At 66.2% G+C, this 25,306-nt stretch carries 21 protein-coding genes, 1 tRNA gene, 1 other RNA gene and 2 pseudogenes; 11 read left to right on the top strand and 14 right to left on the bottom strand.

Annotated features, from left to right (window positions below):
- Positions 1-49 precede the first annotated feature (49 nt).
- Positions 50-865: an aminoglycoside 6-adenylyltransferase gene (locus tag ACFVWG_RS33540; protein ID WP_391547477.1), complete on the top strand. Its 816-nt coding sequence runs from the start codon at positions 50-52 to the stop codon at positions 863-865.
- 35 nt (positions 866-900) lie between these two features.
- On the top strand, positions 901-2,313 hold the full coding sequence (locus ACFVWG_RS33535; RefSeq protein WP_391547476.1) for a PepSY-associated TM helix domain-containing protein: 1,413 nt from the start codon (positions 901-903) through the stop codon (positions 2,311-2,313).
- Positions 2,314-2,701: 388 nt separating this feature from the next.
- Here the strand turns inward: ACFVWG_RS33535 and ACFVWG_RS33530 are convergent, their stop codons facing one another.
- Both ACFVWG_RS33530 and ACFVWG_RS33525 read right to left on the bottom strand, forming a co-directional pair.
- The gene (locus ACFVWG_RS33530; RefSeq protein WP_391547475.1) at positions 2,702-2,878 is read right to left on the bottom strand and encodes a hypothetical protein; all 177 of its coding nucleotides are present in this window, start codon (positions 2,876-2,878) and stop codon (positions 2,702-2,704) included.
- 438 nt (positions 2,879-3,316) lie between these two features.
- A complete protein-coding gene (locus tag ACFVWG_RS33525; protein WP_391547474.1) occupies positions 3,317-4,942 on the bottom strand; it encodes a long-chain fatty acid--CoA ligase in 1,626 nt (541 codons plus the stop codon).
- Between the two features lie 128 nt (positions 4,943-5,070).
- Here ACFVWG_RS33525 and ACFVWG_RS33520 point away from each other — a divergent pair, with 128 nt between their 5' ends.
- The 3 genes from ACFVWG_RS33520 to ACFVWG_RS33510 are packed head-to-tail and all read left to right on the top strand — an operon-like array spanning position 5,071 to position 6,871.
- A complete protein-coding gene (locus ACFVWG_RS33520; protein WP_391547473.1) occupies positions 5,071-5,541 on the top strand; it encodes a MarR family winged helix-turn-helix transcriptional regulator in 471 nt (156 codons plus the stop codon).
- A 28-nt stretch (positions 5,542-5,569) separates the two neighbouring features.
- Positions 5,570-5,968 carry a hypothetical protein gene (locus tag ACFVWG_RS33515; protein WP_391547472.1) on the top strand — a complete coding sequence of 133 codons (399 nt, stop codon included), beginning with the start codon at positions 5,570-5,572 and terminating at the stop codon, positions 5,966-5,968.
- Between the two features lie 54 nt (positions 5,969-6,022).
- Positions 6,023-6,871, top strand: coding sequence for an alpha/beta fold hydrolase (locus ACFVWG_RS33510; protein ID WP_391547471.1), 849 nt, complete (start codon positions 6,023-6,025; stop codon positions 6,869-6,871).
- Here ACFVWG_RS33510 and nadE read toward each other — a convergent pair.
- Positions 6,864-7,682, bottom strand: a complete 819-nt coding sequence (gene nadE / locus ACFVWG_RS33505; RefSeq protein ID WP_391547470.1) for an ammonia-dependent NAD(+) synthetase — start codon at positions 7,680-7,682, stop codon at positions 6,864-6,866. The two genes, ACFVWG_RS33510 and nadE, sit on opposite strands and share 8 nt — an antisense overlap.
- A gap of 25 nt (positions 7,683-7,707) precedes the next feature.
- An RNA gene (gene ffs / locus ACFVWG_RS33500) (signal recognition particle sRNA small type) lies at positions 7,708-7,804 on the bottom strand.
- 106 nt (positions 7,805-7,910) lie between these two features.
- On the opposite strand from ffs, the gene ACFVWG_RS33495 reads away from it, so the two are divergent.
- On the top strand, positions 7,911-8,720 hold the full coding sequence (locus tag ACFVWG_RS33495) for a TIGR03620 family F420-dependent LLM class oxidoreductase (RefSeq protein WP_391547469.1): 810 nt from the start codon (positions 7,911-7,913) through the stop codon (positions 8,718-8,720).
- On the opposite strand, the gene ACFVWG_RS33490 is transcribed toward ACFVWG_RS33495, so the two are convergent.
- The gene (locus ACFVWG_RS33490) at positions 8,697-9,335 is read right to left on the bottom strand and encodes a CatB-related O-acetyltransferase (protein WP_391547468.1); all 639 of its coding nucleotides are present in this window, start codon (positions 9,333-9,335) and stop codon (positions 8,697-8,699) included. The genes ACFVWG_RS33495 and ACFVWG_RS33490 overlap by 24 nt on opposite strands.
- Positions 9,336-9,692: 357 nt before the next feature.
- Here ACFVWG_RS33490 and ACFVWG_RS33485 point away from each other — a divergent pair.
- Together ACFVWG_RS33485 and ACFVWG_RS33480 are read left to right on the top strand one after the other, a co-directional pair.
- Positions 9,693-10,752: pseudogene (locus ACFVWG_RS33485) on the top strand (IS110 family transposase).
- 313 nt (positions 10,753-11,065) lie between these two features.
- A tRNA-Ser gene (locus ACFVWG_RS33480) sits at positions 11,066-11,153 on the top strand.
- Between the two features lie 201 nt (positions 11,154-11,354).
- Here ACFVWG_RS33480 and ACFVWG_RS33475 read toward each other — a convergent pair.
- Positions 11,355-12,022: pseudogene (locus ACFVWG_RS33475) on the bottom strand (DUF6879 family protein).
- Positions 12,023-12,466: 444 nt separating this feature from the next.
- Here ACFVWG_RS33475 and ACFVWG_RS33470 point away from each other — a divergent pair.
- A complete protein-coding gene (locus ACFVWG_RS33470; protein ID WP_391547467.1) occupies positions 12,467-12,919 on the top strand; it encodes a hypothetical protein in 453 nt (150 codons plus the stop codon).
- Between the two features lie 214 nt (positions 12,920-13,133).
- On the opposite strand, the gene ACFVWG_RS33465 is transcribed toward ACFVWG_RS33470, so the two are convergent.
- The gene (locus ACFVWG_RS33465; protein ID WP_391547466.1) at positions 13,134-14,543 is read right to left on the bottom strand and encodes a hypothetical protein; all 1,410 of its coding nucleotides are present in this window, start codon (positions 14,541-14,543) and stop codon (positions 13,134-13,136) included.
- Entirely contained in the window at positions 14,540-15,148 is a 609-nt protein-coding gene (locus ACFVWG_RS33460; RefSeq protein WP_391547465.1) for a hypothetical protein, read from the bottom strand. The genes ACFVWG_RS33465 and ACFVWG_RS33460 overlap by 4 nt, the downstream gene beginning before the upstream one ends.
- Positions 15,149-15,453: 305 nt before the next feature.
- Between ACFVWG_RS33460 and ACFVWG_RS33455 the strand changes: the two genes are divergently transcribed.
- Positions 15,454-15,741 (top strand): hypothetical protein, encoded by a 288-nt coding sequence (locus tag ACFVWG_RS33455; RefSeq protein WP_391547464.1) that lies wholly within the window; start codon positions 15,454-15,456, stop codon positions 15,739-15,741.
- Between the two features lie 507 nt (positions 15,742-16,248).
- Here ACFVWG_RS33455 and ACFVWG_RS33450 read toward each other — a convergent pair.
- The 3 genes from ACFVWG_RS33450 to ACFVWG_RS33440 all read right to left on the bottom strand — a co-directional run bounded on the left by ACFVWG_RS33450 (position 16,249) and on the right by ACFVWG_RS33440 (position 20,410).
- Positions 16,249-17,331 (bottom strand): PQQ-binding-like beta-propeller repeat protein, encoded by a 1,083-nt coding sequence (locus tag ACFVWG_RS33450; protein ID WP_391547463.1) that lies wholly within the window; start codon positions 17,329-17,331, stop codon positions 16,249-16,251.
- Between the two features lie 126 nt (positions 17,332-17,457).
- The gene (locus tag ACFVWG_RS33445) at positions 17,458-17,970 is read right to left on the bottom strand and encodes a DinB family protein (protein ID WP_391547462.1); all 513 of its coding nucleotides are present in this window, start codon (positions 17,968-17,970) and stop codon (positions 17,458-17,460) included.
- 4 nt (positions 17,971-17,974) lie between these two features.
- On the bottom strand, positions 17,975-20,410 hold the full coding sequence (locus ACFVWG_RS33440; protein WP_391547461.1) for a LuxR C-terminal-related transcriptional regulator: 2,436 nt from the start codon (positions 20,408-20,410) through the stop codon (positions 17,975-17,977).
- A gap of 73 nt (positions 20,411-20,483) precedes the next feature.
- Here ACFVWG_RS33440 and ACFVWG_RS33435 point away from each other — a divergent pair, with 73 nt between their 5' ends.
- Positions 20,484-21,431 (top strand): MBL fold metallo-hydrolase, encoded by a 948-nt coding sequence (locus ACFVWG_RS33435; protein ID WP_391547460.1) that lies wholly within the window; start codon positions 20,484-20,486, stop codon positions 21,429-21,431.
- On the opposite strand, the gene ACFVWG_RS33430 is transcribed toward ACFVWG_RS33435, so the two are convergent.
- The 3 genes from ACFVWG_RS33430 to ACFVWG_RS33420 are packed head-to-tail and all read right to left on the bottom strand — an operon-like array spanning position 21,428 to position 25,208.
- The gene (locus tag ACFVWG_RS33430) at positions 21,428-22,681 is read right to left on the bottom strand and encodes a VWA-like domain-containing protein (RefSeq protein ID WP_391547459.1); all 1,254 of its coding nucleotides are present in this window, start codon (positions 22,679-22,681) and stop codon (positions 21,428-21,430) included. The genes ACFVWG_RS33435 and ACFVWG_RS33430 overlap by 4 nt on opposite strands.
- Positions 22,682-22,704: 23 nt before the next feature.
- Positions 22,705-23,925: an AAA family ATPase gene (locus ACFVWG_RS33425; protein WP_391547458.1), complete on the bottom strand. Its 1,221-nt coding sequence runs from the start codon at positions 23,923-23,925 to the stop codon at positions 22,705-22,707.
- A 32-nt stretch (positions 23,926-23,957) separates the two neighbouring features.
- Entirely contained in the window at positions 23,958-25,208 is a 1,251-nt protein-coding gene (locus ACFVWG_RS33420; protein ID WP_391547457.1) for a hypothetical protein, read from the bottom strand.
- Positions 25,209-25,306: the final 98 nt, after the last annotated feature.

The raw sequence follows: 25,306 nt of genomic DNA, 5'->3' as shown, positions 1-25,306 counted from the left end.
GCCCGGATCACGCCCGCGCGCCGGTCCCGGCCCGGCCTAGGGTGAGCGGATGGGCTCCGGCGACGAGCGGTACGACGTGATGATCCAGCGCGCCCGCGACCTGCTCCCGGCCGACGACCGGGTCCTGGCGGCCTACCTGATCGGGAGCTACGCGACCGGCGCCGAGGACCGGTTCAGCGATCTCGACGTCCACCTCGTCGTGACGGACGCGAGTATCGGCTGGTTCGAGGAGCACTGGGACGACGTACTGCGCGACCTCGCCGGGCCGACCGTCTTCACCGAACGGCTCGGCACCCTCGCCGGCGGTCTCGGCATCACCCCGGACTGGCTGCACGTGGACCTCATCGCGCATCCGCTCGCGTCCTTCGACCGATTCCAGTACGACGGGGTCCGGGTGCTGTTCGATCGCGACGGCACCTTGTTCCCGGACGGCGATCAGCCGGCGGAGGACGGCCGCCCGGGGACGCCGTACTGGCCGGAGAGCGTCGTACAGATGTTCTTCTACTTCCTCGGCAATCTGGTCACCGTCCTCGGCCGGGACGAACTGGTGGTCGCCAACCAGGGCGTCGGCGTGGTTCGTGACCAGCTGATTCGGCTCATGCTCGCGGAGCGCGGAGTACGTCGTACTGGGGGTGCGAAGCGGCTGAACGCGCTGCTGTCGGCGGAGCAACGCGCCGTACTGGAAGGTGTTCCGGCTGCTGGGTCCGACCCGACCGACATCATCGCGGCCAACCAGTACCTCTGCCGGGAGATGCTCCGGCGCGGGAAGGCGCTCGCGTTGGAGACGGGCGCGCCTTGGCCGACTGAGTTCGTCGACGCCACGCTGGCTCATCTGCAGCGGCACTTCGGGGTTGCGTTCGACTGAGGGAACCGCGCGGCCAGGTCGCACGTTGCGGTGGTGTGACAACAACCGTCAGCGGGCCTGGTGCGGCCTCGAAGCGTGAGGTCAGCCGGGGATCTGGGTGGTTCCGGGCGTTCTGGCGATGGCATTTCTACGCCAGCTTCCTGGTCGTCCCGATTTTGTTGCTCTTGGCGACGACCGGGCTGATCTACCTGTTCCGGTTCCAGATCGAGCCTTTGCTGCATGCCGATCTGATGAAGGTGGCGCAGCCCGCCGGACTCGTTGCGCAGCCCTACTCGTCGCAGCTCGACGAGGTGAAGGCGGCGATGCCAGGCGCGACGGTCGTGTCGATGACCGAGCCGTCTGGCCCGGATCGGTCGACGGTCTTCTCGGTACAGACCGCGGACGGCGAAGGCCGTGATGTCTTCGTAGATCCGTACGAAGGCAAGGTGCTCGGATCGCTGAACCCGGACAAGACACTGTCCGGCGCGGCGATCGTCCTGCACGGCAACCTGATGGCCGGCCGCGTCGGTGAAGTGGTGGTCGAGATCGCTGCCTGCTGGGCGCTCGTGATGGCGATCACCGGCTACTACCTGTTCTTCCGCGGCCGAATCGCGCGAGCCCGACGCCGCGCTGCCCGGGCCGCGGGCGCCGTACTGCGGTCTCGGCACGCACTTACCGGTTCGGTGGTCGGCATCGGCGTGCTGTTCCTGATCGTGTCGGGGCTGCCGTGGACGGGCTTCTGGGGCGCGAAGGTGCAGGAAATCGCCAGCAGCCAAGGCAGTTCGATGTGGAGCGAGGACCACGGAGCACTCTCCAACCCGACCTCCACCCTGGACGAATCACTCCCGCACAGCCACACAGTCCCCTGGGCCCTCGGCGACACCAAAGTCCCGCGCTCGGACCCCAACGGCGACCGCCGCTCAGTCGCCAACGTGGACACAGCCATCGCCGTCGGCGACCGCAACGGCCTCGCCCACCCGATGACCATCGCCCTGCCTGGCGACGAAGAGGGCGTCTACTCCGTCATCGGCTACGCCTTCCAGAACCCCGCCAAGGAACGAACCCTGCACGTCGACCAGTACGGCGGCGCTGTCGTCTCGACGTACGGCTATCAGGACTACCCGCTCCTGGCCAAGACCGTCGCCCAAGGCATCGCCCTCCACGAAGGCCGTCGCCTAGGAACCCTCAACCTGTGGCTCACCACAGCCTTCTGCCTAGCCGTCATCTTCATGGGCATCACCGGCCCAACCATGTGGTGGCGCCGCCGCCCCAAGACCCCCGGCGCCGGCCTCGGCGCCCCGCGCGGCCGCCTCCCCCTCAAATCCACCCCAGCCCTAGCCATCATCGTCACCGCACTGGCCCTCTTCCTCCCCCTCTTCGGCGTAACCCTCGTAGCCGTCCTCCTCCTGGACCGCTACGTAATCCGCCGAACTCCGCCCCTCCGCAACTGGTTCAACAGCACCCCCTAATCCCCTGTGCCTGCTGCCTGCCTGTCTGCCTGCGGCCGGGGCGGTCCGCGGTGGTTGCTCGCCGCTGCGGCCGGCTTGCAGACACGGGTGGCTGGGCTGGGTGCCTGGCTGAGGGGGATGGTGCGGTTGGCGATCACCTGCCCGTTGACTGGACTTCCGGGCTGTGGTTGCCGCCGCTGGCGAGGAGGCCAGTTGGCCAACCCGTCGCGGTGGTTTCCCACGATCACTGGGGAGCCAAATGCACCCGATTCGACAGGTAACCGCGCCCAGCCGCCGCGTTCAGCGGTGACGAGGTCTGCGGCTGACTCGCCGGGGAGCCGATTGCGCCCAAATCGACAGGCAACTTCCCCAGCCCCGCGCAACGTGCACCCGCAGACGACCTCAATCACTACCCCAGCCACAGCCCGTCAGGCCCAGGCAACATGAACGCGATCGCCGACCGAACCATCAGCCCAGCCACCACCAACGGCCACCCGAAGGCTTCGTGGACGCCGAAGGCGACCGAGTCGGTTAGCGGCGGCGCTTTGTGGATACCTACTGCCGCAGACAGGCAGTAACCATCCACAAAGCGGTCCCTCCGGCGACCCCAGCACCTAACGTCCGAAGACCCGGAGACCACGCCTGCGGTCCTTCGGACGTTAGCTCGCAGCCGTTTGCCGACCACGCCAACGCACTGAGTCGATGAGCACCGACCGACCCCACCACCTTGAGCACGGGCCAACCACCTCCGCGAGCTAGACCTGGTTGATGGGTGCACAAGGTGCACCTCGGCCACCACCTTGAGCACGGCTCAACCAGTTCCGAGCGCGGAATGTGGTTGGCGGGTGCACAAGGTCTGCCTCGACCACCACCTTGAGCACGGGCCAACCAGTTCTGCGGGCGGAATGTGGTCGGTGCGTGCACAAAGTGAGAGGCGCTCGTGGGATGGGTGGTGGACCGGCACGCAACGCAACGAGGGTTCCTGCGGTGTGCAGGAACCCTCGTGAGTGGAGCGCAGTGGGGGTTACTTCAGGTGGTAGTTGGCGAAGCGGGTGCGGAGGTCTTTCTTGGAGAACTTGCCGACGGAGGTCTTGGGGACCTCGTCGATGAACTCGACCGCGTCGGGGAGCCACCACTTGGCGACCTGGGGACGGAGGTAGTCGAGGATCTCCTCGCCGGTGACCGTCGCGCCTTCCTGCAGGACGACGCAGGCCAGGGGGCGCTCGTCCCACTTCGGGTGCGGTACGCCGATGACCGCGGCTTCCTTGACGTCGGGGTGGGCCATCAGGAGGTTCTCCAGCTCGACCGAGCTGATCCACTCACCACCGGACTTCACCAGGTCCTTGGTCCGGTCGACCAGGCGGACCGAACCGAACTGGTCGATCGCCGCCACATCCCCTGTCTTCATCCAGCCGTCCTCGGTGCACAGCTGGACACCGGCGTCGGGGCGGTAGTACTCGGCCGCGATCCACGGTCCGCGGACCTGTAGTTCACCGGTCGCCTCGTCGTTCCAGGGCAGGGCCTCGATCGAGCCGGGCTCCACGATCCGCACCTCGACGCCGGGCAACGGGGTCCCCTGGCGGGCCCGCACGTGGGCCTGCTCCTCCTCGGGGAGGTCGGCGTAGCGCGGCGGGACGTGGGAGGCGGTCGCGACCGGGCTGGTCTCGGTCATCCCCCAGGCCTGCAGGATCGGCTTGCCCAGCTTGGCGCGGAACGCCTCCGACAGCGCCAGCGGCACCGCGGAACCGCCACACGGGATCCGCCGAAGCTTGGGCAGCTCGACCCCGTCGAGCAGCGGCAGCAGCCCCTGCCAGATGGTCGGGACGCCGGCCGCCAGCGTGACGTCCTGCTCCTGCAGCAGCTTGAGAATCCCCTGCGGGCTCATGTCCGGCCCCGGGAACACCAGGCTCGCGCCGGCCATCGGCGCCGCGTGGGCCAGGCCCCAGGCGTTCGCGTGGAACATCGGCACGACGGGCATCACGGTGTCCGTCTCGGCCAGCCCGATCGCCGAGTTGGTCAGGACGCCGATCGAGTGCAGCCAGGTGGACCGGTGCGAATAGACGACACCCTTCGGATTCCCCGTCGTACCGCTGGTGTAGCACATGGCGGCCGCCTGGTTCTCGTCCTCGACGTGGAACTCGACCGGCTCGGCGGCGGCCACCAGCTCCTCGTAGTCGTGGAACCGCGGGTCGTCCGGCACCTCGACCCCGGGCGCACCCGGCGGCAGGTCGTCCATCACCACGACGTGTTTGAGCAGCGGGAGCCGGTCGAGCAGCGGCAGGAACAGCCCCAGCAACGAGCGGTCGACGAAGACGACCTCGTCCTCGGCGTGGTTGGCGATGTAGACGATCTGCTCCGGGAAGAGCCTGATGTTGAGCGTGTGCAGCACCCGGCCGGTGCACGGCGCGGCGAAGTACAGCTCGAGGTGGCGCCCGGAATTCCAGGCAAAAGTGCCGACCCGGCCGTCCGCGGTGACCTCGAGCGTGTCCAGCACCCCACCCAGGCGTCTGGTCCGCGCGGCCCACTCGCCGTACGTCATCGTGGCCGGCGCCGGCCCGCCGGTGTGCACGGTCCGGTCCGGGTAGAACTGCTCGGCCCGGAGAAAAATGTTGTCCAGGGACAGCTGGTAGTCCTGCATCAGACCCTTCATGCACACACTGTGCCAGTCCCGATGTCGCGTTGACCATGACCCCCGCAGGACTTTTTCCGGCACTCTTCCGGCACTCTTGCCGCGCGCCGATAGATGTCGTGACATACGTGTCGTGTAATGTATTCCGCATGAAGGTTCTGGAGGAGCTGCGTTATCTCGTGCTGGCGATCCAGCGCGAGGGCAACCGGCTGCTCGCCGCCGAGCTGCGCCCACTGGGCATCACGCCATCCCAGGCAGAGGTTCTGCGAGTCCTGCGTGACCATGGCCCGCTCACGTTGAACGCCTTGGGCGGCCTGCTGGTCTGCGAGACAGGCAACAGCCCAAGCCGCCTCGTCGACCGCCTCGTTGCCCAGGGCCTCGTGCAGCGCAGCGTCGACACGGTCGACCGGCGGTACCTCGCGCTGAGCCTGACCACGGCGGGTCGCGCCCTGCACCGCCGCGTCGTCACCGCGGAGAACCGGCTGCACCGGACGATCGACGGCCTGGTCGCCGACCGCGAGCTCGGCGAGACGATCGCCACCCTCCGTGCCGTCGCCGACGGCTTCCCCGCCGGCGCCGCCCTGGCCCGCCGCCGAGACCCCGCACACCCATTCGCCTAAGAGAGATCGTCGCCCAGGAGAGATAGACATGGAGCAAGCCACCGACAGCATCCCAGCCGGCCCGACCGCGATCCGGCACCTCCTGCTGGACGCCCTCACCCTCCCGGAATGGAACGAGGCCTTCCTCGCGATCGATGGCCCGCCCGCCGCCGAGCAGGGCTCCCGGTATGCGCTGCGGGTGCGCCCGGGCCTGGCCGGCGAGCTGGTCTACACGGCGGTCGAGGCGGACCGGGTCGAGATCACCTGGCAGGTCCCCGGCTTCCGCGAGGTCGGTATCTGGGCCATCGGCCCGGACAGCCAGGTCACCCACACCTTCGAACAGACCGGCCCCCTGGCCACGGTTCTGCGACCGGCGTACCGGAACATCGCCACCATCCGCCTTGCCCGCCTGACCAACCGCCTCCGCGAGCTGGCCCACGCATCCTGACCTGAAGCTGCCAGGCCTGCCCAGAACCGCTCACGACACCTAAGCTTCGGGACCATGCTGATCGAGGTCCGCGGCACCAGGCTGTACGTCGACGAGCGCGGCTCCGCGGATGGGCCTGCGCTCTTGTTCCTCCACGGCGGTCCCGGCTCCGGCTCCTACGACTTCCTGTCGTTCCAGGGTGGCCGGCTGGCCAAGCACTTCCACCTGATCGGTGTCGACCAGCGCGGCGTACAGCAGTCCGACCCCCTCACCGGACCGGTCAACGAGCTCGACCTGGTCGCGGACTTCGAGGCCCTCCGCGAGACGCTGGGCCTGGCGAGCTGGTCAATCCTCGGCCACTCGTTCGGCGGCCGCCTCGCCCTCCGGTACGCCATCATGCACCCGACCGCCGTCACAAGGGTCATCTTCGAGAACCCCGCCTGGGACCTGCTACTGAACACCGAGACGCTCATCCGGGCGGCCCAGCGGATCGCGCCCGCACTGCAGCTTCCGCCGCACGAAGGCCCGGCGACCACGCAGATGCTGAACGACCGGTTCAGGCTCATGCACCAACTGGGCGACCGCCGGATGGAGGTCTACCTCGGCCCTGACACGCAGGATCTGGAGCTCCCCGCCGACACCGAGATCCCCGACGAACTCCACGCACGTTCCGGCCAGTTCTCCGAGGCCATCATGAAGACGCCCGAATTCCTGGAGTCTCTGCTGCCACTGCTCGCGCAGATCACCCAACCGGCGTTGCTGATCAAGGGTGCGTATGACCCCGTCACCAGTCCGGAAGAGATCGCCCGGTTCCAGGCCGACGTACCGAAGGGGACCTACTACTTCGCGAAGAACAGCGCTCACTTCGTCCACGCCGAAGCCGCAGACGCCTACACGGAGCTAGTGACTAGCTTCCTCAGCTGACGGCGAGCGGCTGGGCGCGTTTGTGTGCCGTACGGCGATGGGTCGCGATGATCGTGCTCGCAGCCTTCTCGTCGACCTCACGGCCCTCGAGGAAGTCGTCGATCTCGTCGTAGGTGACGCCGAGAACCGCCTCGTCGGGAACACCCGGGTTGTTGGTCTCGAGGTCCGCCGTCGGCACCTTGCCGGTGATCTCCGGGGACGCACCGAGCCGGGCGCCGACCTCACGAACCCGGCGCTTGGTCAGACCGGAGAGCGGGGTCAGGTCGCACGCGCCGTCGCCGAACTTCGTGAAGAAACCCATCACGGCCTCGGCCGCGTGGTCGGTCCCGACCACCAGACCGCCGCGCGCACCGGCCACGGTGTACTGCGCGATCATCCGCTGCCGCGCCTTCACGTTGCCGACATGGAAGTCCTCGCGCTCACCGAATCCGGCGTGCCGCACCGACTCGACCATGGCATCGGTGGCCGGCTTCACGTCGACCACGAGCGTCTCGTCGGGCCGGATGAACTCCAGCGACCGCTGTGCATCCGCTTCGTCGGCCTGTACGCCGTACGGGAGCCGCATCGCGATGAACGTCGCCCGACCGCCCTCGCCGCGGATCCGCTCGACCGCCAGCTGGCACAGCCGCCCTGCGGTCGCGGAATCGACACCGCCACTGATTCCGAGCACGTACGACGTCGCTCCGGATCGGCGCAGCTGGTCGGCGAGGAACTCGACCCGGCGCTCGATCTCCGTGTCCGGATCGAACGCGGCCGGCACGCCCAGCTCGGCGATGATCAGTTCCTGCAGATAGCGGATTTCGTCGCTCACCGGAGCCTCCCAGACTGGGCCTGGACATAAGGATTCCCCGCGCACCCGGAAGAGCTCACTTACCCTTGCTGCCTTCCGGCCCTGGGGGAGTTGGGCGAGATACCGCCACGCGGGGAACCGAGGTCGAGTGTACGGGATCCGGACCGCTGACCGGGAATCGGCCCATCCGCCGCACGCTGTCAGCGAACACTCTGGCGCGTTGCCCCGCTCCCGGCGCACGCTGACTAAGTGACGGATCATCAATTCGGCCGGTTCGGGATCTCGACCGGTCTGGACAGCAGCCCCCACTCGCTCGCGGCCGCGCAGGCCGCCGAAGAACTCGGCTACCCGGCGATCTGGCTGTCCGGAGGTCCACTCCCCGGCCTGCAGACGATCACCGACCTGATCGGGGCGACGAACTCGATCAAGTTCATCACCGGCGTCCTGGCGATCGTCACGTATCCGGCCGCCGACGTGGCAGCGACGTACGCCGCTCTGGAGCCGAGCGGCCGCTTCACCGTCGGACTGGGCGGTGCACACGGCCCACGCCCGATCGAACGACTCACGGCGTACCTGGAAGAGCTTGAGGTCCCCGTAGAGCACCGCGTGCTCGCAGCGCTCGGTCCGCGGATGCTGGGGCTCGCCCGCGACCACTCCGCCGGCGCCTTCCCGTTCCTGATCACCCCGGCGTACACCGCCGAGGCACGGCAGGTGGTCGGGCCGGACAAGCTGCTCGCGGTGAGTCACCTCGTCGTACTGGAGTCAGACGCCGAGAAGGCACGGTCGATCGCCCGGGACACCATCAGCTTCTTCCCGAAGATCCCCGGGTACGCCGCCTCGCTGGAACGCCAGGGGTTCAGCAAAGCCGACCAGGCCGAGCTACCGGACCACATGGTCGACGCACTGGCCGCCTGGGGCACCCCAGCCGACATCAAGGCCAAGCTGTCCGAACACCGCGCCGCCGGCGCCGACCACGTCGCCATCAACGTGATCACTGGCGTCACAGGCCCCCAGCCCATCGACCAGTGGCGAGCGCTAGCCCCTGTCCTGCTCGACTGACAGGTCGTCGATCCGGCCGGACATGATCGCCCGGACGTTCGCCGTGACCTTCTCAACCGGCCAGTCCCACCAGGCGACGGCCAGCAGCCGCTCCACGTCCGCATCCGGGAACCGCCGGCGAATCAGCTTCGCCGGGTTCCCACCGACAATCCCGTACGGCGGTACGTCGTCCACCACAACCGCCCCGGACGCGATGATCGCCCCATCACCGATCGTCACCCCTGGCATCACCAGACTCCGATACCCGAACCACACGTCGTTCCCGACCACCGTGTCCCCCCGGCCGGGCAGCCCGGTGATGAGGTCGAAGTGCTCGGCCCACGCCCCGCCCATGATCGGAAACGGGAACGTCGACGGCCCGTCCATCCGGTGGTTGGCGCCGTTCATGATGAACGTCGTCCCCTCGCCCAGCGCGCAGTACTTCCCGATCCGCAACCGCTCCGGCCCGTAGTGGTACAGCACATTCGTGGTCTCGAACCGCTCCGGCTCCTCCGGATCGTCGTAGTACGAGTAGTCCCCCACCTCGATCAACGGCGACGACACCACCGCCTTCAGCAACACCACCCGCTCAGCCGCAGGCATCGGATGGACGACATTCGGATCAGGAGCACCCATGGACCGACCCTACTGAACGTTCTTCTGCCTGATGTGCAGGCGCAGTGTGGTCTCCGCCGCAGGCGCCAAGGCCCCACCCAGGCATGCCGACAGAAGGCTCGTCCGGACGTGCATCACCCATCAACAGTGATGATTTGGGTGTGGCTCCGCAGTGGCCGTCCTGACTCACCCTTCAACTGACTTCGGGTCTTCAAGTGGATCTGTCGGTCGGCCTGCTGCGGAGCCACTGCACTCACCGGACCAGAGGACTCGTGACTTCATAGGAGCCTGTGCCAGCAGGCACCCATCACTGTTCTGTCCGCTTGCCTCGGCTGGTGCGTGCCGCCCTAGCCCTAGCAAAGGACGGCAATAACCACCATGACACGCGACAACACCCAGCTCCAGTCCACTGTCACCGGCGGTGTCGACACCCACCGAGACACCCACACCGCCGCCGTGATCGACAATGTCGGACGGCTGCTCGGCCACCAGGTGTTTCCCACGACAACACTGGGATACCGCCAGTTGCTGGCCTGGCTGCGCAGCTTCGGAACCGTGCTGACAGTGGGCGTGGAAGGAACCGGCGCCTACGGCCACGGCCTGACCAGATACCTCACCAGCCAGCATCTCAACGTGATCGAGGTCGACCGGCCCGACCGCAAAACCCGCCGATCCGCCGGAAAGTCCGACCCCCTCGACGCCGAAGCAGCCGCCCGGTCCGCCCTGTCCGGGACCCGCACCGGAACACCGAAAATCCGCACCGGCCACATCGAAGCACTCCGCCAACCTGCGAGTCGCCCGCCGCAGCGCGATCAGCCAGCGCGCCGACTGCGTCCGCCGCATGAAATCACTCATCATCACCGCGCCCGACCAGCTCCGCGACCAACTCCGGGCCCTGACGGTCGTGCAACTGATCAAGACCTGCACCGCGCTGCGCCCCGACACCAACCAGGCCGCCGACCCCGCCCAAGCCGCCAAAATCGCGCTCCGCAGCCTCGCCCGCCGCTACCGCAACCTCAGCGACGAGATCGCCGACCTCGACACCCTCATCACCCCACTGACCCACGCCAGCAACCCCGACCTGCTCAAACTCCACAGCGTCGGCCCGGACAGCGCCGGCCAACTCCTCATCACAGCCGGCCAAAACACCGACCGCCTCCACTCCGAAGCCGCCTTCGCCATGCTCTGCGGCACCGCACCCATCCCCGCATCCTCCGGCCAGACACACCGCCACCGCCTCAACCGCGGCGGCGACCGCCAAGCCAACGCAGCCATCCACCGCATCGTCATCTGCCGACTCCGCTGGGACCCACGCACCCGCGCCTACCTCGAACGCCGCACCGCCGAAGGCCTCTCCAAAAAAGACACCATCCGCTGCCTCAAACGAATCGTCACCCGCGAGATCTACTACGTCCTCACCACACCACAGCCCGCTTGACATCTATAGGAGCATCCCCTCTCCGGGCCGCTCGCCCAGGCAGTGCTGAGCGTGGCCGCGCGGAGTTGGTGGGTGGTGGCGATCCAGCGCGGCGGCGCCAGTCGCCGTACAGGTGCAGCGATCTGGCGTCGAGTGGAAGGAGTGTGCCGCCGGTAATCGATATCCGGCGGCACACTCCTTCCAGTCAGCGACGCTCTCCCCGCACTCGGTCGATCACGCCGACCGCCCCAACTGACCACATCCCCCGTGACCTGGGATCACGTTGGTGCCCCGATTTCCACAACCAAGTCCTCCTCGCGTATTCTCTCCGCTTGGAGGATTCGCCTAGTGGCCTAGGGCGCACGCTTGGAAAGCGTGTTGGGGGCAACCCCTCACGAGTTCGAATCTCGTATCCTCCGCCACTCTCCGAGCGGCCGATTGACCAGTGTTTCCGCTGGTCAGAGCGCAGTACGGCACTCGCAGGGGCTGAACACAGGAAGGGCCGGTCGCATCAGCGACCGGCCCTTCTTCAGTGCGGGTCTCAACGGGGTCTCAACGACCCCGAGCGAGGCCAGGTGGAGGAGCGCCAGGGCTCCGTAGGGAGAGCCTCCATGTATCAAAACCTACCCATCATGGCTGGGCAGGGGGAGGATTCGATACACGCATGCGTCGTTTCGACAGCGGCCGTCGCGGTGAGTTTGACGTGTAAGACGGAACGGCGAGGGCGGTTCGCTGGCAGTAGCCCGAGTGCTTCCTGCGCCTTCTCGCTGCGCTAGATGGGGGTCGTACTCACTGTGCGGTATCGCCAACGCCCACACAGCGTCAAACGCGGTACGGCATTGCTCGACGTCCCTTGAATCGGTCGACATGGTGAACGCAGTGTTCAGCCCAGCACCCGAGTAGTGCAGGAACACGACCAGCTCGTTGTCGAGTAGGTAGAAGTCGTTCCCAGGGACGCAGACCGCGGACACCCGCCGGCGGGGACCCACCGGATGTCCTCGCCCGCATCGACCATCGGATGCGCGATGCTGCGCGACCACCGCTGATACTCACTCAACGGCTCAGACACGACCCGAGCCCGCCGAACCGTTCGGCCGGCCTTCACGTGCTCTCGCAGTTCCGCACACCACTCATCCAGCCACGCGAGATTATCCGGCTCACCCGCAGCCCACTTCGCCATGCACGGAAGCTCAGTCGCCGTCCCGTAGGCATCACGAGTCTCCAGGTCAGCCGAGCTCTCCTGGAAGCCATCCAGCAGAGGACCGAACTCGCCCTCCGAAATCTCCCGCACGATCCTCCTCCTTAAAGAATTGAATCATCCGATCCGGAATCTCCGCGGCAGACTCCGCAGCCGGAAGATTCAGCGTAGCCAACGCCTCCGGATCTTCATTAACCCACCCTTGAACAACCCAACTGTCCCGATCCGTCATGTAAATCGTCGGCGAGTTCTTCGGGTTCAACATCGGATCTCCGCCAACCAACGTGAGCTGCATAATTGCCAACCTCCCAGTGGAATTGCGCATTATTGCCGTTAACTAGCCTGCCGTTTCTGACAGTTACCCGTCAGGGGGGTTGCGAGAAGCTGCGATCCGACTCTTGGCGGCCTCACAAGCGACCTGAAGCCACCCAGAGGCTCGCAGGGCGAGGTTCAGGACCAGAGGCAGCGAATTTCGGCGCCCTCGAAGAAGGTTCCTCAGCCTTGCAATCACCTCTCAGCGCTCAGATGATGACTGGCATGAACCTCGAACAGTTGACCACGCTGCTATCTGGAGCCTTTCTGCTATGGCTCGGCATAGCCCTGAACACACTCCAAGAGAAGCGTCGATGGCTGCGCGAATGGAACATCGGCATGGTTAAAGAATGGCGCTCATTTTCAGCCGAGGTCTGCGCCGCAATGGACCGCCAGTATCTGATCCATGGACTCATACATAATGCCAATCGCTCAGGCGGTCCGATCGCAGACGATCGGATTCGAGCCGCCGACGAAGCCTGGCGGACCGTCTTGGCCCAACGGGTCATATACGGCACTCATGAGCTACAAAACGCAATGACCAAGTTCGACCAAATCCGCGCCGAGAGCACCTTGGCGATCAATGCTCGCAACGTCAGAGAATTCGATGAGATCGCATCACGCCTCCGCGGCGCAAGAGGTGCTCGATGCTATGCAGATGATGATCAACGAGGTTAACGAGACACTGGCGAATCACGCGTACTCGGGACTTTATCGATGGTGGCTCCGACTAAGAGGCCGATCGGTCGCACCAATCGCTAGCCTGCCGTCGCAGATTGACCGCTCACAGAAACGGTGCTCTGAAACAGAGTAGAGCCGCCAACTAGTTCGGCCATCTGGAAGCACGTCGCTAAGCCTCTCCGAATTTCCGCCCGTGCGATAGCCAATCTACTTAGAACAAGCCGAGCACGGTTGCCAGTTCGTCACGCTCCCGAGTAGTCGTGCCCTTAAGGATCAAGATGCTGGCATCCAGAAGGTCATCCAATCGATACTTCGCCACGGTACGACCCGCCGCGACACCTTTGGTTAAGTCGCACCGAAGACTCTGCCCTGTTTCTAGGCCGACCACAACACGTCGCACAGCCGCATTAACGCCGAGGGCGTCGCCTAGTCGCGTGAGGAGTTCATCCCGCGAAAGATCACCATCAGCATTACTGACCCCCACGCGCTGACCACGAACGCCTTCGAGCTCAATTTCCGACAGTGTCACCTGCGCCTGATCGACACGTGAAACAAGGTCTGGAACCGTGACCGCATCACTGGACCGCAGAGTGACTCCCATGTCAGCGGCGGCGTAGGTGCTTGCAAACGCCGAATAGCGCTGTGCTATTAACCCGAGTGCTCTGCCAGTCGTAGTCCAACGCGGCAGCGACAGGTCCGTTGTCGCCTGATCCTCGATCAGCACTACACATGCCTTCGCGGAAAGATGTGGCAATGCCGCACGCACGAGCCTCTGGAGATTCTCCGAATCAACATCGATGGTGGTCTCAATTAGCCTCCCCAGCGTCAGCCCTCGTGCCAGGCGCGCCCAGAACTCGTAATCGTCGATGTCCGCACCTGCCAGGAGGAACTGAAGTGACTCTCGATCCAGGTTGGCGGTGAGTTGCACTGCTCCAGGGAATCCGGTCGCCGGTGCTCCAGAGGCAATCCAGACCGCCTGCAGAAGTCTGTTGATCCTGCTTGCATGGAAGCCGTCCAACAGACCATCGACCAGGTCGACTGCGCGACCTGTATCGTCCGCAGACCCTTGACTCGCGGCAACGAAGCCATCTCCAACCGTTGCTCCTGCGGCAGCTGCGCGCCCCTCGCCGACCAGTCCTCGCCCTCCTTGGAGCACAGCGCGAGATAACAATCCAACGACCGGCGCATCGACAGCAGCTTCCGCCAAGCTCTCAAGTGCCTGTGGGTTCGCTACAAGGGTGCGCGCTTCCACTGACTTTCGATCGAAGTTTGTACGCTCAGCTCGGGAAGCATCAATCGATTCCCCGCCCCTCTCGTCGGTGCCGTCAAGGTCGCCGAGCGGCATGATTATCGGATGCATTTCGCCGATTGCGTCGATATCCTCCAGCAAGTACTGCTGACGCGTGGTCGTCCTCAGGAAAACATTTCGACTCGCTTCACCGGGCCAACTAAGCACCAGGTCGGGCGTATAAGTATGGTTAAAGTACTCGGTCGCGTAAACATCGACATCTGAGTCTGATTCCCGGAACCGATTGGCGACCAGTTGCTTGATCGCGTCAACATGGCGCCCGGGGCTGGCATCGGCAAGGTTGGCGATCGACTGCATAAATCCGGTGGTCATTCGCTATCCTTCTTTGTTTGCTTCTTGACGAGCCATGACCGATGTTTGCCCGTGATCACCAACTTCTCTTGCCTCTCAGACAAGACGATCACCCAGAGGCGCGAAGCAACGTCAGTTACAATTTTCGAATCTATAGCCGCCTTCGCGTCATCGCGATCTTTTGTGCCGAAGATGCGTTCGATGTTCTTGGGCAGAAGGATGCCCTTCTCAACCCACTCTTCCGTACACAGCTTCTTCCAATTCGTTTGCGCAAAGGGATGCCACGTGATCCACATAAAATTGTCGGTCAATGCGGGGTTCAACTGTCGCGCAATATAACTCTTCGCCAACCAGTCATCGTAATGTTCCGGCTGATCTCCTACTCCACTGTAATTCTTGACTTCGGAAACGAATGTCTGATTCTCAAACTCGTCGCCGGATAAGATACCACCAAGGTCAAAGGAGAATGTTTGCCCCCCGTACGGCCATGCGAATGACAACTTATTTATGTTGACTTCGTCTTCATTAGTCCATGACGCTTTCACTCTCGTCGTGGCGTCGAGCCATTTCTTTGCGCGACGCGCGCCGTCCGCACCTTTGAGATGATTCGCTTCCCCCACTGCCATCTGCTGACCTTAGTAGCAAATTCAGCAGTCGGCGATAGCTCGTCAACATCAGATCCGGGCACCTTTGTAAAGTCGTTACCTCTGACAGCTTGGCGAGGCTGGCCTCTGGTGGGAGCCCCTGAGCTCCCACATGCCGTCGTACTAGCTCGGGGCAACCGTGAACCTCATAGAGGTCGACAACGCTCAACTGCAGTCTTTGAGTCTGAGGCTCAGTCGGCTCAGGTATTCACGTGGAGTCCGTTCCCTACGTACGATCAGCCATGAGATGGCGACGCACGGCACTTGACCGGATGCAAGCACGAATCATGCAACTGGGGCTCAGCAGTTGCGCAGTATGCGGCACCGGCCAACTGGGCGTCCTGCGGCTGCCTGTGATGCAGAACATCGGCGGCTTCCAACGCGAGCGTTCTGACCCGGAATGGGACGCCGAAGCCAACGTTCTCTTCTTGGTCCAGGTGGAGTGTGACGTCTGCGGGCACGTCCTTCTGTTCAACTCCGAGCGGCTCGAGCCATCGAGCACCAAGTCGCTTGTCCTCGGTCTCACACAAGAGGAGGAAGACGCCCTGCCGGACGACGACCCTGCAGGCCCTTGACCTCAGGGCACCGCCTACATGTCCAAGCCGTTGGCCGGCACAAGCTCATCCGCTTCGATTCATGGATGTTGGGCAAACACTCGGATTGCTCGGTCGGCCTCGGCCGACCGTCTTGGGTGGCTATTCGGAAACCTCGAAAGCATGCCCGCAAAGCTCCGAGAGGCGCACTCCTGGGGTATCGACGCCGAGCTCTGCAGTCTCGGGAACGCCTATAGCAGCAGCCCGTCAGCAGTCTCAAAGCTAGTCTCATCCATGTCTGTTCGGGGGCGTGCAGGCGCTGCGGCTGCGCCTGAACGGTCCTTGGCGAACACCCCTGAACGACCACGGGGACTCGGAAAGCGTGTTGGGGGCAACCCCTCACGAGTTCGAATCTCGTATCCTCCGCCACTCTCCGAGTGGCCACCCGACCAGCTTTCCACTGGGCAACGCAGGACGTGGTCACGCGCAGGGGCAGAACACAATGAGGGGCGGTTCCCGGTCTGGGAACCGCCCCTCGGTCATTTCGTCTCAGTTGTTTCGTGGGGCCGGGACCGCGTCTACGGCGTACAGGTAGCCGTCTCGGGTGCCGACGTAGACCACGCCGTCCGCGACGACTGGAGTCGACACTCGTCCGCCGAGCGGCACCTTCCACCGCACCTGTCCGTTCTGCGCGCTCACTGCCCACAGGTGACCGTCGGCGCTGCCGAAGTAGACGGTGCCGTCCGCCACTACCGGGGAAGAGCCGACTTCGCCGCCCGTGGTGACGTGCCATCGGGTTTCGCCGGTGGTCGCGTTGAGCGCGTATAGGCGATGATCGCGGGAACCGACGTACAGGGTGTTGCCGTAGATCGCGGGCGTCGTTTTGATGCTGCTGACGCTCTGGATGTCGGGCCACGCTTGCCAGCGATGCGCGCCGGTGGCGGCGTCGAGAGCATAGACGCGAGGGCCCTGTCCGGCTGCCAAGTAGAGGCAACCGTCGTGCACTAACGGCGTACTGGGCTCAAAGGCCGGGGTGGACTGCTGCCAGCGGGTCCTGCCGGTGGCAGGGTCGAAGGCCCGGACCGTTCCCCGATCGTCGACCGCGTAGAGAGTGCCATCGGCAAGCACGGGTGCGGACTCGTTCCACCTGGGCCGACGGTACTTCGTCCTCCAGCGACCGCGGCCGGTTGCCGCGTCGAGGGTACGAAGGTATCGGTTGTCGTTGACGTAGTGGACCAGGCCGTTGCCGACCGCGGGCGGAGTATGGGACCACCGGTTCATGCGCCGATGCCAGCGGGTCCGGCCGTCAGTAGCGGCCAAGGCGAAGAACCTGAAGTAGCCCGCGATGTAGACGCTGTCGCCGACCACCGTGGCCGCACTCGTGAACCCGGCGTCGGGATGGGTCCACCGGACGGTGCCGTCAGTCGTGTCGAGGGCCCACAGCCCGTCCCCGGCGACATAGACGGTCCCGTCGGCGACGGTCGGCGCCGAGTGGACGGGGCCTCCGACGTGCACCCGCCAGCGCACAGGCGCGCCAGGTACGAAGGCAGATTGCGCTGTTCCGGTCGACGGGCTCGACGGACGGAACCGAAGATCCTTGGAGGTGCGCCGGAGGCGCTTTCGATTCGTCATTCCACCCCTGTGTCTCGCTCTTTGGCCAGCAAAAGGCGTCCCCCACCACACGTCGCAGGCGCGTCGGCGAGCCGGACGCACCGTAGCTGACCAGGTTAGTGCCGGGACCGCCCCTCAGTCATCGCGTCAGTGGCCGGTGGCGCCGTCGATCGCTTCGCGGATGATGTCGGCGTGGCCGTTGTGGCGGGCGGTTTCTTGGGTCATGTGGAGCAGGATTGCGCGCAGGTTGGCTTCGGAGCCCCAGGGTGTGGTGACTACGTCGTCGAGGTCGCCGGCGGCTACGAGGGCGCTGGCTCGCTCGCAGACCTGTAGGTACTGGCCGACCAGGCCGTCGGTGGTTTCGCCGGGTTCCGCGCGGAACTCGGCCTCGCGGTCGCCGGGGACGGCGTACAGGTCTGGCTCGGTGGAGCCGCCGTAGATCTTGATGAACCAGCTGTGCTCGGTGTCGGCCAGGTGTTTGACCAGGCCCAGCAGGCTGAGGCCGGAGGCTGTCATGGGGCGGCGGAGTGCCTCGTCGTCGAGGCCGTCCAGCTTGCGCAGCAGGGTGGCGCGGTGGAAGTCGAGCTGCTGGGTGAGCGCATCGCGCTCGTTGGCCAGGCGGTCCGGCGACGATCGCTCTACAGACGAGGTGAACACCATGTGGTCAACGTATCCGGGACAGGAGGCCTTGAGCACGTGCTTCCTGTACGGCGGTATTGCGGTCGCTGGCGTTGAGTTTCGCGTAGATGTGGCGGATGTGGGTGTTGACCGTGTTGAGGGAGAGCAGCAGGTCGGCGGCGATCTCGGGGCGGGTGAGGTTCGTGGGGAGGTAGCGGAGGACGCGGAGCTCGCTGGGGCTGAGCGGATCCACCACCGGAGCTGATGGAGTGTTGTTGCGGACGGCGTCGAGGATGGCGGTGACGAGAGCCGCGTGCTTGGTGTCCCAGGCTGGTAGCGCCTCGAGCAACTGCCAGGCGCCGGTGATGGCGAACGGGAGGATCAGGCGGTCCGGCTCAGCCAGGTCCAGTGCCTGCTCCAGCGCGGTCGTAGCGCCGCGTTTGTCGTCCAGGTCGCAGTAGGCGAGGGCTGTCAGCAGGTGGGCTTCGACCCTCGTCAGGGTGTCGCCTCCGCCAGCAGCGACGGGCGCTGGGTCACCTTCGGCTAGGTGAAGAGCCGCGGCCGCAGTGGGGAGCTCACCGGCGGCAGCGAGCGCCGTACGGGCTTGGTCGAGCATGCCGGCGCGAGCTTGAGTAGCGATCGCCCAGGCCGTCACCTGGGTGGACAGGGTGTGTTCACCAGCCATGCTCGCCTGGACCTTGCGTGCGGCGGCGAAGTCGGTCAGGGCGTCGTAGTGGTGGCCGCGGGCGGCCGCGACGAGTGCCGAGACCACGTACACGAGGAGCTGCACGCCCGGTTCAGCGTCGGTCTGGTTGACCTGTTCGAGCCGGTACGACGCTTGCTCGAACTCGCCGGTCTGGACGAGTACCCAGGCCAGGGTGGCGTGTGCGGGTGCGGCAACCGCCTCCGTGTCCCAGCCATGTCGGGCAGCGAAGGCGATCGCCTCCTCGCAGCGCTGGCGGGCCAGCGCGAGCGAGCGTCCAGTGGAGGCGAACCCGAGGTACGCGAGGCAAGACACCTCGAGGTACGGGCGGTTGAGGTCGCGGGCGAGCGCCGCGCCCTCCAGGAGGTGGCGTTCGGCGTCGGCGAGCCGCTGTGACCACGCCTCGGTGACGCCGAGGTTCAGCAGGACCATGGCGCGCAGAGCGGGGTCGGCGAACGGCTGGACGCCGTCCTGCGCCACTACACAGTCGAAGTGACCACGCAGCCTGGCCAGCAGCAGGTCCAGCGCCGTGAGCAGCATCTGGTGCTCACCTCTCAAGCGGGCGACCTCCAGGTGAGCCGCGGCCTCATCGAGCCGCAGGGTGCCGAGCTCATCGATGGCGTAGACAAGCGCGAGCGAATCACCGGGAGCAGGGAAGGCGTGCAGAAGGTCCCGGACAAGCGACCCCTGCCCGTCGAGAGTCAGACCGAGTGCGTGCTCAGTCAGCAGGCGGGTCGCCTCAGCCCAGTCACCAGCTGCCTGGAGGTGTCGGATGGCGTCGGCAGGCTGCCCGTGCTCTCTGAACCACCCTGCGGCGAGCCGATGCAGGGCAGGGATCTCGTCGGCCTGTGTACGGCGTAGCTCCAACCGCAGCAGTCCCGCGAACAGATGGTGATAGCGAAACCACGTGCGCTCCGGATCGAGTGAGACGACAAATGCGTTCGCCTCCTCCAGATCCAGCAACATGCGCTCTGCCCCGACCGCACCGGTGAGCAGATCAGCCAGCTCGCCATTGACTCTGTCCAGCAAGGACGTGCGCAGCAGGAGCCTCTGTACGTCGGGACGCTGCCGCTCCAGCATCTCGGCCATCAGATACTCGGCCACAGTCCGATCACTACCGGAGAACTCGGTCACGAACCGCTCGGGATTCGGATGCCCCGCCAGCGACAGCACCGCGAGCCGCAGCCCGGCCGCCCAGCCCTCAGTGCGCTGGTGCAGGAGCTCGACGAGCCGATCAGGCAGTGAGATCCCCGCTGCGGCCAGGAGCTCCCGCGTCTCCGCGACGGTGAAGCGCAGCTGCGGGCTGCGGATCTCAGCCAGCTGCCCGGCCAGCCGCAGCTTGTGCAGGTGCAGCGGCAGCTCACCCCGAGTGGCAACGATCGCGTGTGCGAGCGGCGGGAGGTCGGCCAGCAGCTCAGCCAGGTCCTCTGCGGAGCTGAGCTCGTGTGCGTCGTCAATAACCAGTACGAACGGGCCGTCGATCGCACTGACCTCGGAGAGCACCTTGTCGTGCCCGTTGCACCCAGGTGCCGCGAACGGCGGCTCCCCACCACAGGCGGCCCGGATCGCGCTCAGTACGGCGAACCAGAACAGGTGCGCGTCCTGACCGGGCTGCAGCGCCACGAAGGCAATCCGGTGGTTCTGCTCCGCACGGTCGGCCCACAGCCGCAGTACCGACGTCTTCCCGCTGCCCGCAGGCGCAGCGAGGACCGTCACCTTCTTCGTCACCGCACGGTCGAGCGCGGCGACCAGGTCTTGGCGGTCAATCAGCCCGGACACACTGTGAGTCTAGTGGCCGAATCACCTGATTCAGGTGATGCCCAGTCACCTGGCCGGTGGCGACTCTGGCCATATGACAACAGAACTCCCGGACTACGCACCGGTGCCGCACTCTTCACTCGGCCCGGCCATGAACGAACAGGGCTTCTACGTCGGGCGGGTGGAGAAGAACCTCTACTGGGTCACCGACAGCGGCTACCAAGCAGCGTTCCTGACCACACCGGACGGCGTCGTGCTCTTCGACGCGCCCCCGACCCTCGGCCACAACCTGCAGCGGGCCATCGACCGGATCGCGTCGGACAACGGCGTGTCCAACAAGGTGACCCACCTCGTCTACTCACACCACCACGCCGACCACATCGGCGCCTCGTCCCTCTTCGGCCGCGACGTCGTCCGGGTCGGCCACGCCGAGACCAAGCGACTGCTGCTCCGCGCCGACGACCCAGCGCGCCCCGCCCCCGACCTCACCTTCGACGCCAAGCACACCCTCGAGGTCGGCGGCGAACGCGTGAACCTCGCCTGGCAGGGCTCCAACCACACCCCCGACAACATCTACATCCACCTGCCCGACCACGAGACGATGATGCTGATCGACGTCGTGATCCCCGGCTGGGCCTCGTTCGCCGGCTTCAACGTCAACGTCGACGTACCGGGCTCGCTCGCCGCCCCGGACCTCGCCCTGGCCTACCCGTGGAAGCACTTCATCGGCGGCCACCTCGGCCGGCCAGGTACGCGCGAAGACCTGGATCTGCACAAGCAGTACCTCGCCGACATCGTCGAGAACGTGCGCACCGCGTTGGCCACAGTCGACCCGATGCCCTTCTACGCCCGGTACGGCGACAACGCGTGGGCCGCAGTGAAGGGCTACCTCGACACCGCCTCCGCCCAAGCCGCCGCACCCGTCGTCAAGAAGTACTCCGGGGTGCTCGGCGCCGCCGATGTCTTCATCACCAGCACCGTCTTCGTCATCCTGGAGTCGATGCGCCTCGACCTCGGAATCGGCCTGCAGATCCACCCCTAGCCGATGCTGACCACGCGAGCCCAGTGCGGTGGGGTGTCCGGGGAGTACTCCGGATCGTCCTCATCCACTGCCCTCGCCGGCCGGGCGAAGAGACCGACGACTGTGCGGCACCGTGGCTGGGCTGAGGGCCATGGTGTCTGCCCGTCGGTCAGAACGACGATCACGTCCGGGCGCGACCGCAGCGCCTGGGCGAACCCGGACCGCAGGTCTGTGCCCCCACCTCCCATCAGCTCGAGGTTCTCGGCTCGACAGAGCGGTACGGCGACCCCTGCCGCCGCGTCGCACGAGATCACCGACACCAGGTCGCGCCGGCCGCCCACCGCCCGTGAGATCGCCGCCACCTCCAGGAGCGCGCTGCCCAGTTCGCCGTCGCTCACGGAGCCCGAGGTGTCAATCACGATGCACACGCGGGGCGGCATCCGGCGCAGGCTGGGCAGCAGCACTCCGGGGAGCGCGGCAGACCGGCGGGACGGACGCCGGTAGGTGTGGTCGTCGCCCACTCCAGGTGCACTGACCGCGGAGCGGACAGCCGCCCCCAGCAACTGTCGCCATGGCTGCGGCGGGTGGAACGCCTCGTCCGCCCACCGCCGCCAACCCGCCGGTGCGTCACCCGGGCGGGCCCTGATCCCCTCTGCGATCCGGAAGCGGACCGCATCCTGCTCCTGCCTGCTCAGACCGTTCGCCCCATCCGGTCCGAGTTCCCACGGCCGGGTGTGCCCGTCTGCGCCGCTGCCACAGTCCAGCCAAGACAGCTCCACCGGTAGCCCGGACATCGACGTACTGCGCAGGTACTCCTCCATCAGCAGACCTGGGGCAAGATCCAGCAGCGACGGCAGTACCGCACCAGCTGGCTGGGGCAGGCCGTCGCCGTAGATGTCGTCGTTGATCTCGAAGTCGGCAGCGATGTTCCGCCGCAGCCGCTCACCAGCCCCGTACGCCGATTGCTCCCGCGCATACCGCTCTCCGCGCCCATGGTGGTCCCGGAGCAGGTGGGAGACCTCGTGCACCCAGACGCCGGCGAGCTCCTCGACTGGAGTGCGCAGCACAAAACCAGGGGAGACGTAGCAGCGCCAGTGTGCGTCCACTGCCATGGTCAGCACCGTGTGGTCCTCCACCACCTGCAGTGCGAAGAGTGCGCCGGCCAGGTAGGGCCGGACCTTCACTGCGTGCAGCCGAGCGGCCAGCAGCTTCTCCATGTCCAGCGGGAGTCCAGAGCTCCGTACGACGGTTCGTACCGGTCTCGGCGGCATGGGCCGAGGTACTGGGTTCCCGGTCATCGGCCTGCGGCGACCGTCGTCCGCCGTACTGACTGGTCAGCCCTCTGGGAGAGACCGACCACGCCGGTGAGCCGCTCCACCGCTGCGGGCACCTCCCAGTCGTCACGCCGCAGTGCAGCAAGCGCCATCGCCGGAGCGACCAGCAGATCCGGTAGGCCCGTCTCCAGCGCCCGGATCAGCACCGCCCAGCCCGCCTCCCAGCGGGCCCGCTCCGGCTGTGCACCTATGGCGGCTATGACTGCTTCCAGCGCGGCCTGCCGCAGATCGCCGCGCTCAGGCAGTTCGGCGGCAGCCGGGTCGGCTAGTAGAGACTCCGGGTCCGGAAGCTCCATTCGGTCCAGATGGGCGAGGAGCTCGAGCCCTGGTCCATCCCCTATCGTTCCACGCACCAGCAGCGCCAATACGTCCCGGGACACGGCGGCCGCCGTACCGAAGGCCAGCAGAGTCAGTGCGGCCTCCCAGCTCCGGGGCGACGGCCAAGCACCGCCTCGCCGCGTCTCGGTGGTGGGCAGCCGGTGGATCAGTGTCGGCCGCGCTTCCAGAAAGCTACAGACTGCCTGCCGGGCGTATGCCACCGCCGCTGGCAGTCGCTCAGGTATCAGCGAGGGCAGCTCCGCCCGGGGCCAGGTCCCGCCGAGACCGCGCACTACTACCTCTCGGTCGTGCACCCAGTAGAGGTGCACGAAGCGGTTCGCCAGCGGCGGGCTCAGCTCCCAGCCGTCCGCCGACGACGCACGCGGGTTGGCCGCTGCCACGATCCGTACTCCTGGTGGCAACTGCAGTGCCCCGACTCGCCGTTCCAGGACAACCCGGAGCAGTGCGGCCTGAACGGCCGGGGTCGCTGTCGAGAGCTCGTCCAGGAACAGCAGCCCGCGCCCGGCCTGCACGAGCTCCACTGCCCATTGCGGCGGCGCCATCGGAACCCCTTGCACCGTTGGGTTGTCGCCGACGATGGGGAGGCCGGAGAAGTCAGTGGGCTCGTGGACACTCGCAATCACGGTCGTCAGCGGCAGGTCGAGGGACGCGGCAAGCTGAGTGAGGGCGGCGGTTTTGCCGATGCCCGGCTCACCCCAGAGCAGGACAGGCAGGTCAGCTGCCACCGCAAGGGTGAGGGCTTCGAGCTGTTCGTCAGGACGTGGCTCGGTGGTGGTGAGCCGCAGCAGGGCAAGGAGGTCCTCTGCGACAGTGAGACGGGAAGCGGGCAGGGCAGTAGTCATAAGCATCACCTGGTGTTTGGTAGCGGAAACGATCAGGACAGGTCAGTACGACGCCGTACCCGGCTGATGCGCTTCGGGCGCAGCGTGGCTCGCGTACGGCGGTCGAAGCTGCCTGACGCGTACCTGGAGTTGAAGGCCCTCCCAGCGAACCGCAGGTCCGCACGGAAGAGGCCGTGATCGACGCGACGGGCAGCAGCCGATTCCAGCTCCTCCCGAAGCGGTCCGTCGCGCAGGATCGCACCGGGGCCGAGCAGCCGCTCAATCACGTCCAGCGCGCCGGCGAAGTCACCGTGATCGATCCGCTCTCGGACCGCGGGCAGGTCCTCCGGATCGCGATGCACCGCGTCAATCGCTTGCAGACAAGGTAATGCGGGCCCGCCGAGTGCCACCAGTAGCTCCTCGCGACGCAGCTCTACCGCATCGTGATCGACCGCCGCCAGCACTCCGTCGCGCAGCACGATCCGATGGATCTCACCCCGACACTCCACTCGATGCGGATCGCTGCCGGAGGCGGTGGTCGCAGCAACCGAGTCGGTCATCGGCAGCGCGGCTGCGACGAGTGGATGTAGCCGCTCGGACGTGATCAGTCCGGCCTGCAGCAGCTCCAGATCGGGGAGGACCCGGACAGCAGCGTCGGGCAGCATCGGCAGCTGCGCGACCTCCGGGCGCGCCGACGACCGGATCGTCGGCGCATGACTGTTGTCAGGAGCAACCAATTCGAGGACGGCGTGACTCCGGGCATTGAGTCGCACGGTGAAGAACCCGCTGCGATGACCCAGCAGCAACTCGGCTTCCACTGCCCACGCCGCTCTCCCCACACCGCATCGCCGCGCAAGTTCGCCGTACCGGGTCGAATCCCAGAGATGCCGATGCAGGTCCAGCCGGAAACGCCGACTGGGATGCGGATGGTTGCTCGGGGCACCGACCTCCCACAACGCCAGCGACATCCGCTGTCCCGCATCCGCCCAGGCCGGCGGCGTCCGCACCACCAACTGCATGCCGGGATAGCGACTCAGCGAGACGGTCACTCCGGGCCGGAGCAGCCCGTCGGGAGCGATCCGAGGCATGTGCCAACGCAACAGGTCCGGCGCCAGCCGCCGGAGATCCGTCCGCAGAAGGTTGACGACTTCGGTGCCGTGACGGTCGCGCACGGCGCGCAGATCGAGATCGACATCAATCCGGGCGGCAGCACAAGCGCCCGCCCAGTCACCCACCGAACGTCGTACGGCGGCGGTCTCGATCATGGACGGCGGTACGGCGTACTGACGCACGCGCCGCCACATCAACAGACGGGATGAAATCGGATTCGCGGAGTGGTGCATCAGCACTCACCTGGCGCGAACGATTCCCCCGATCCACACGAGAAGTTGTTCATCCCCAG

Source organism: Kribbella sp. NPDC058245 (assembly GCF_042882005.1).
In the GTDB taxonomy this organism is placed as follows: Bacteria; Actinomycetota; Actinomycetes; order Propionibacteriales; family Kribbellaceae; genus Kribbella.
Note: the sequence above shows the minus strand (reverse complement) of the source record. Positions and strands in the feature narration are given on the sequence as shown.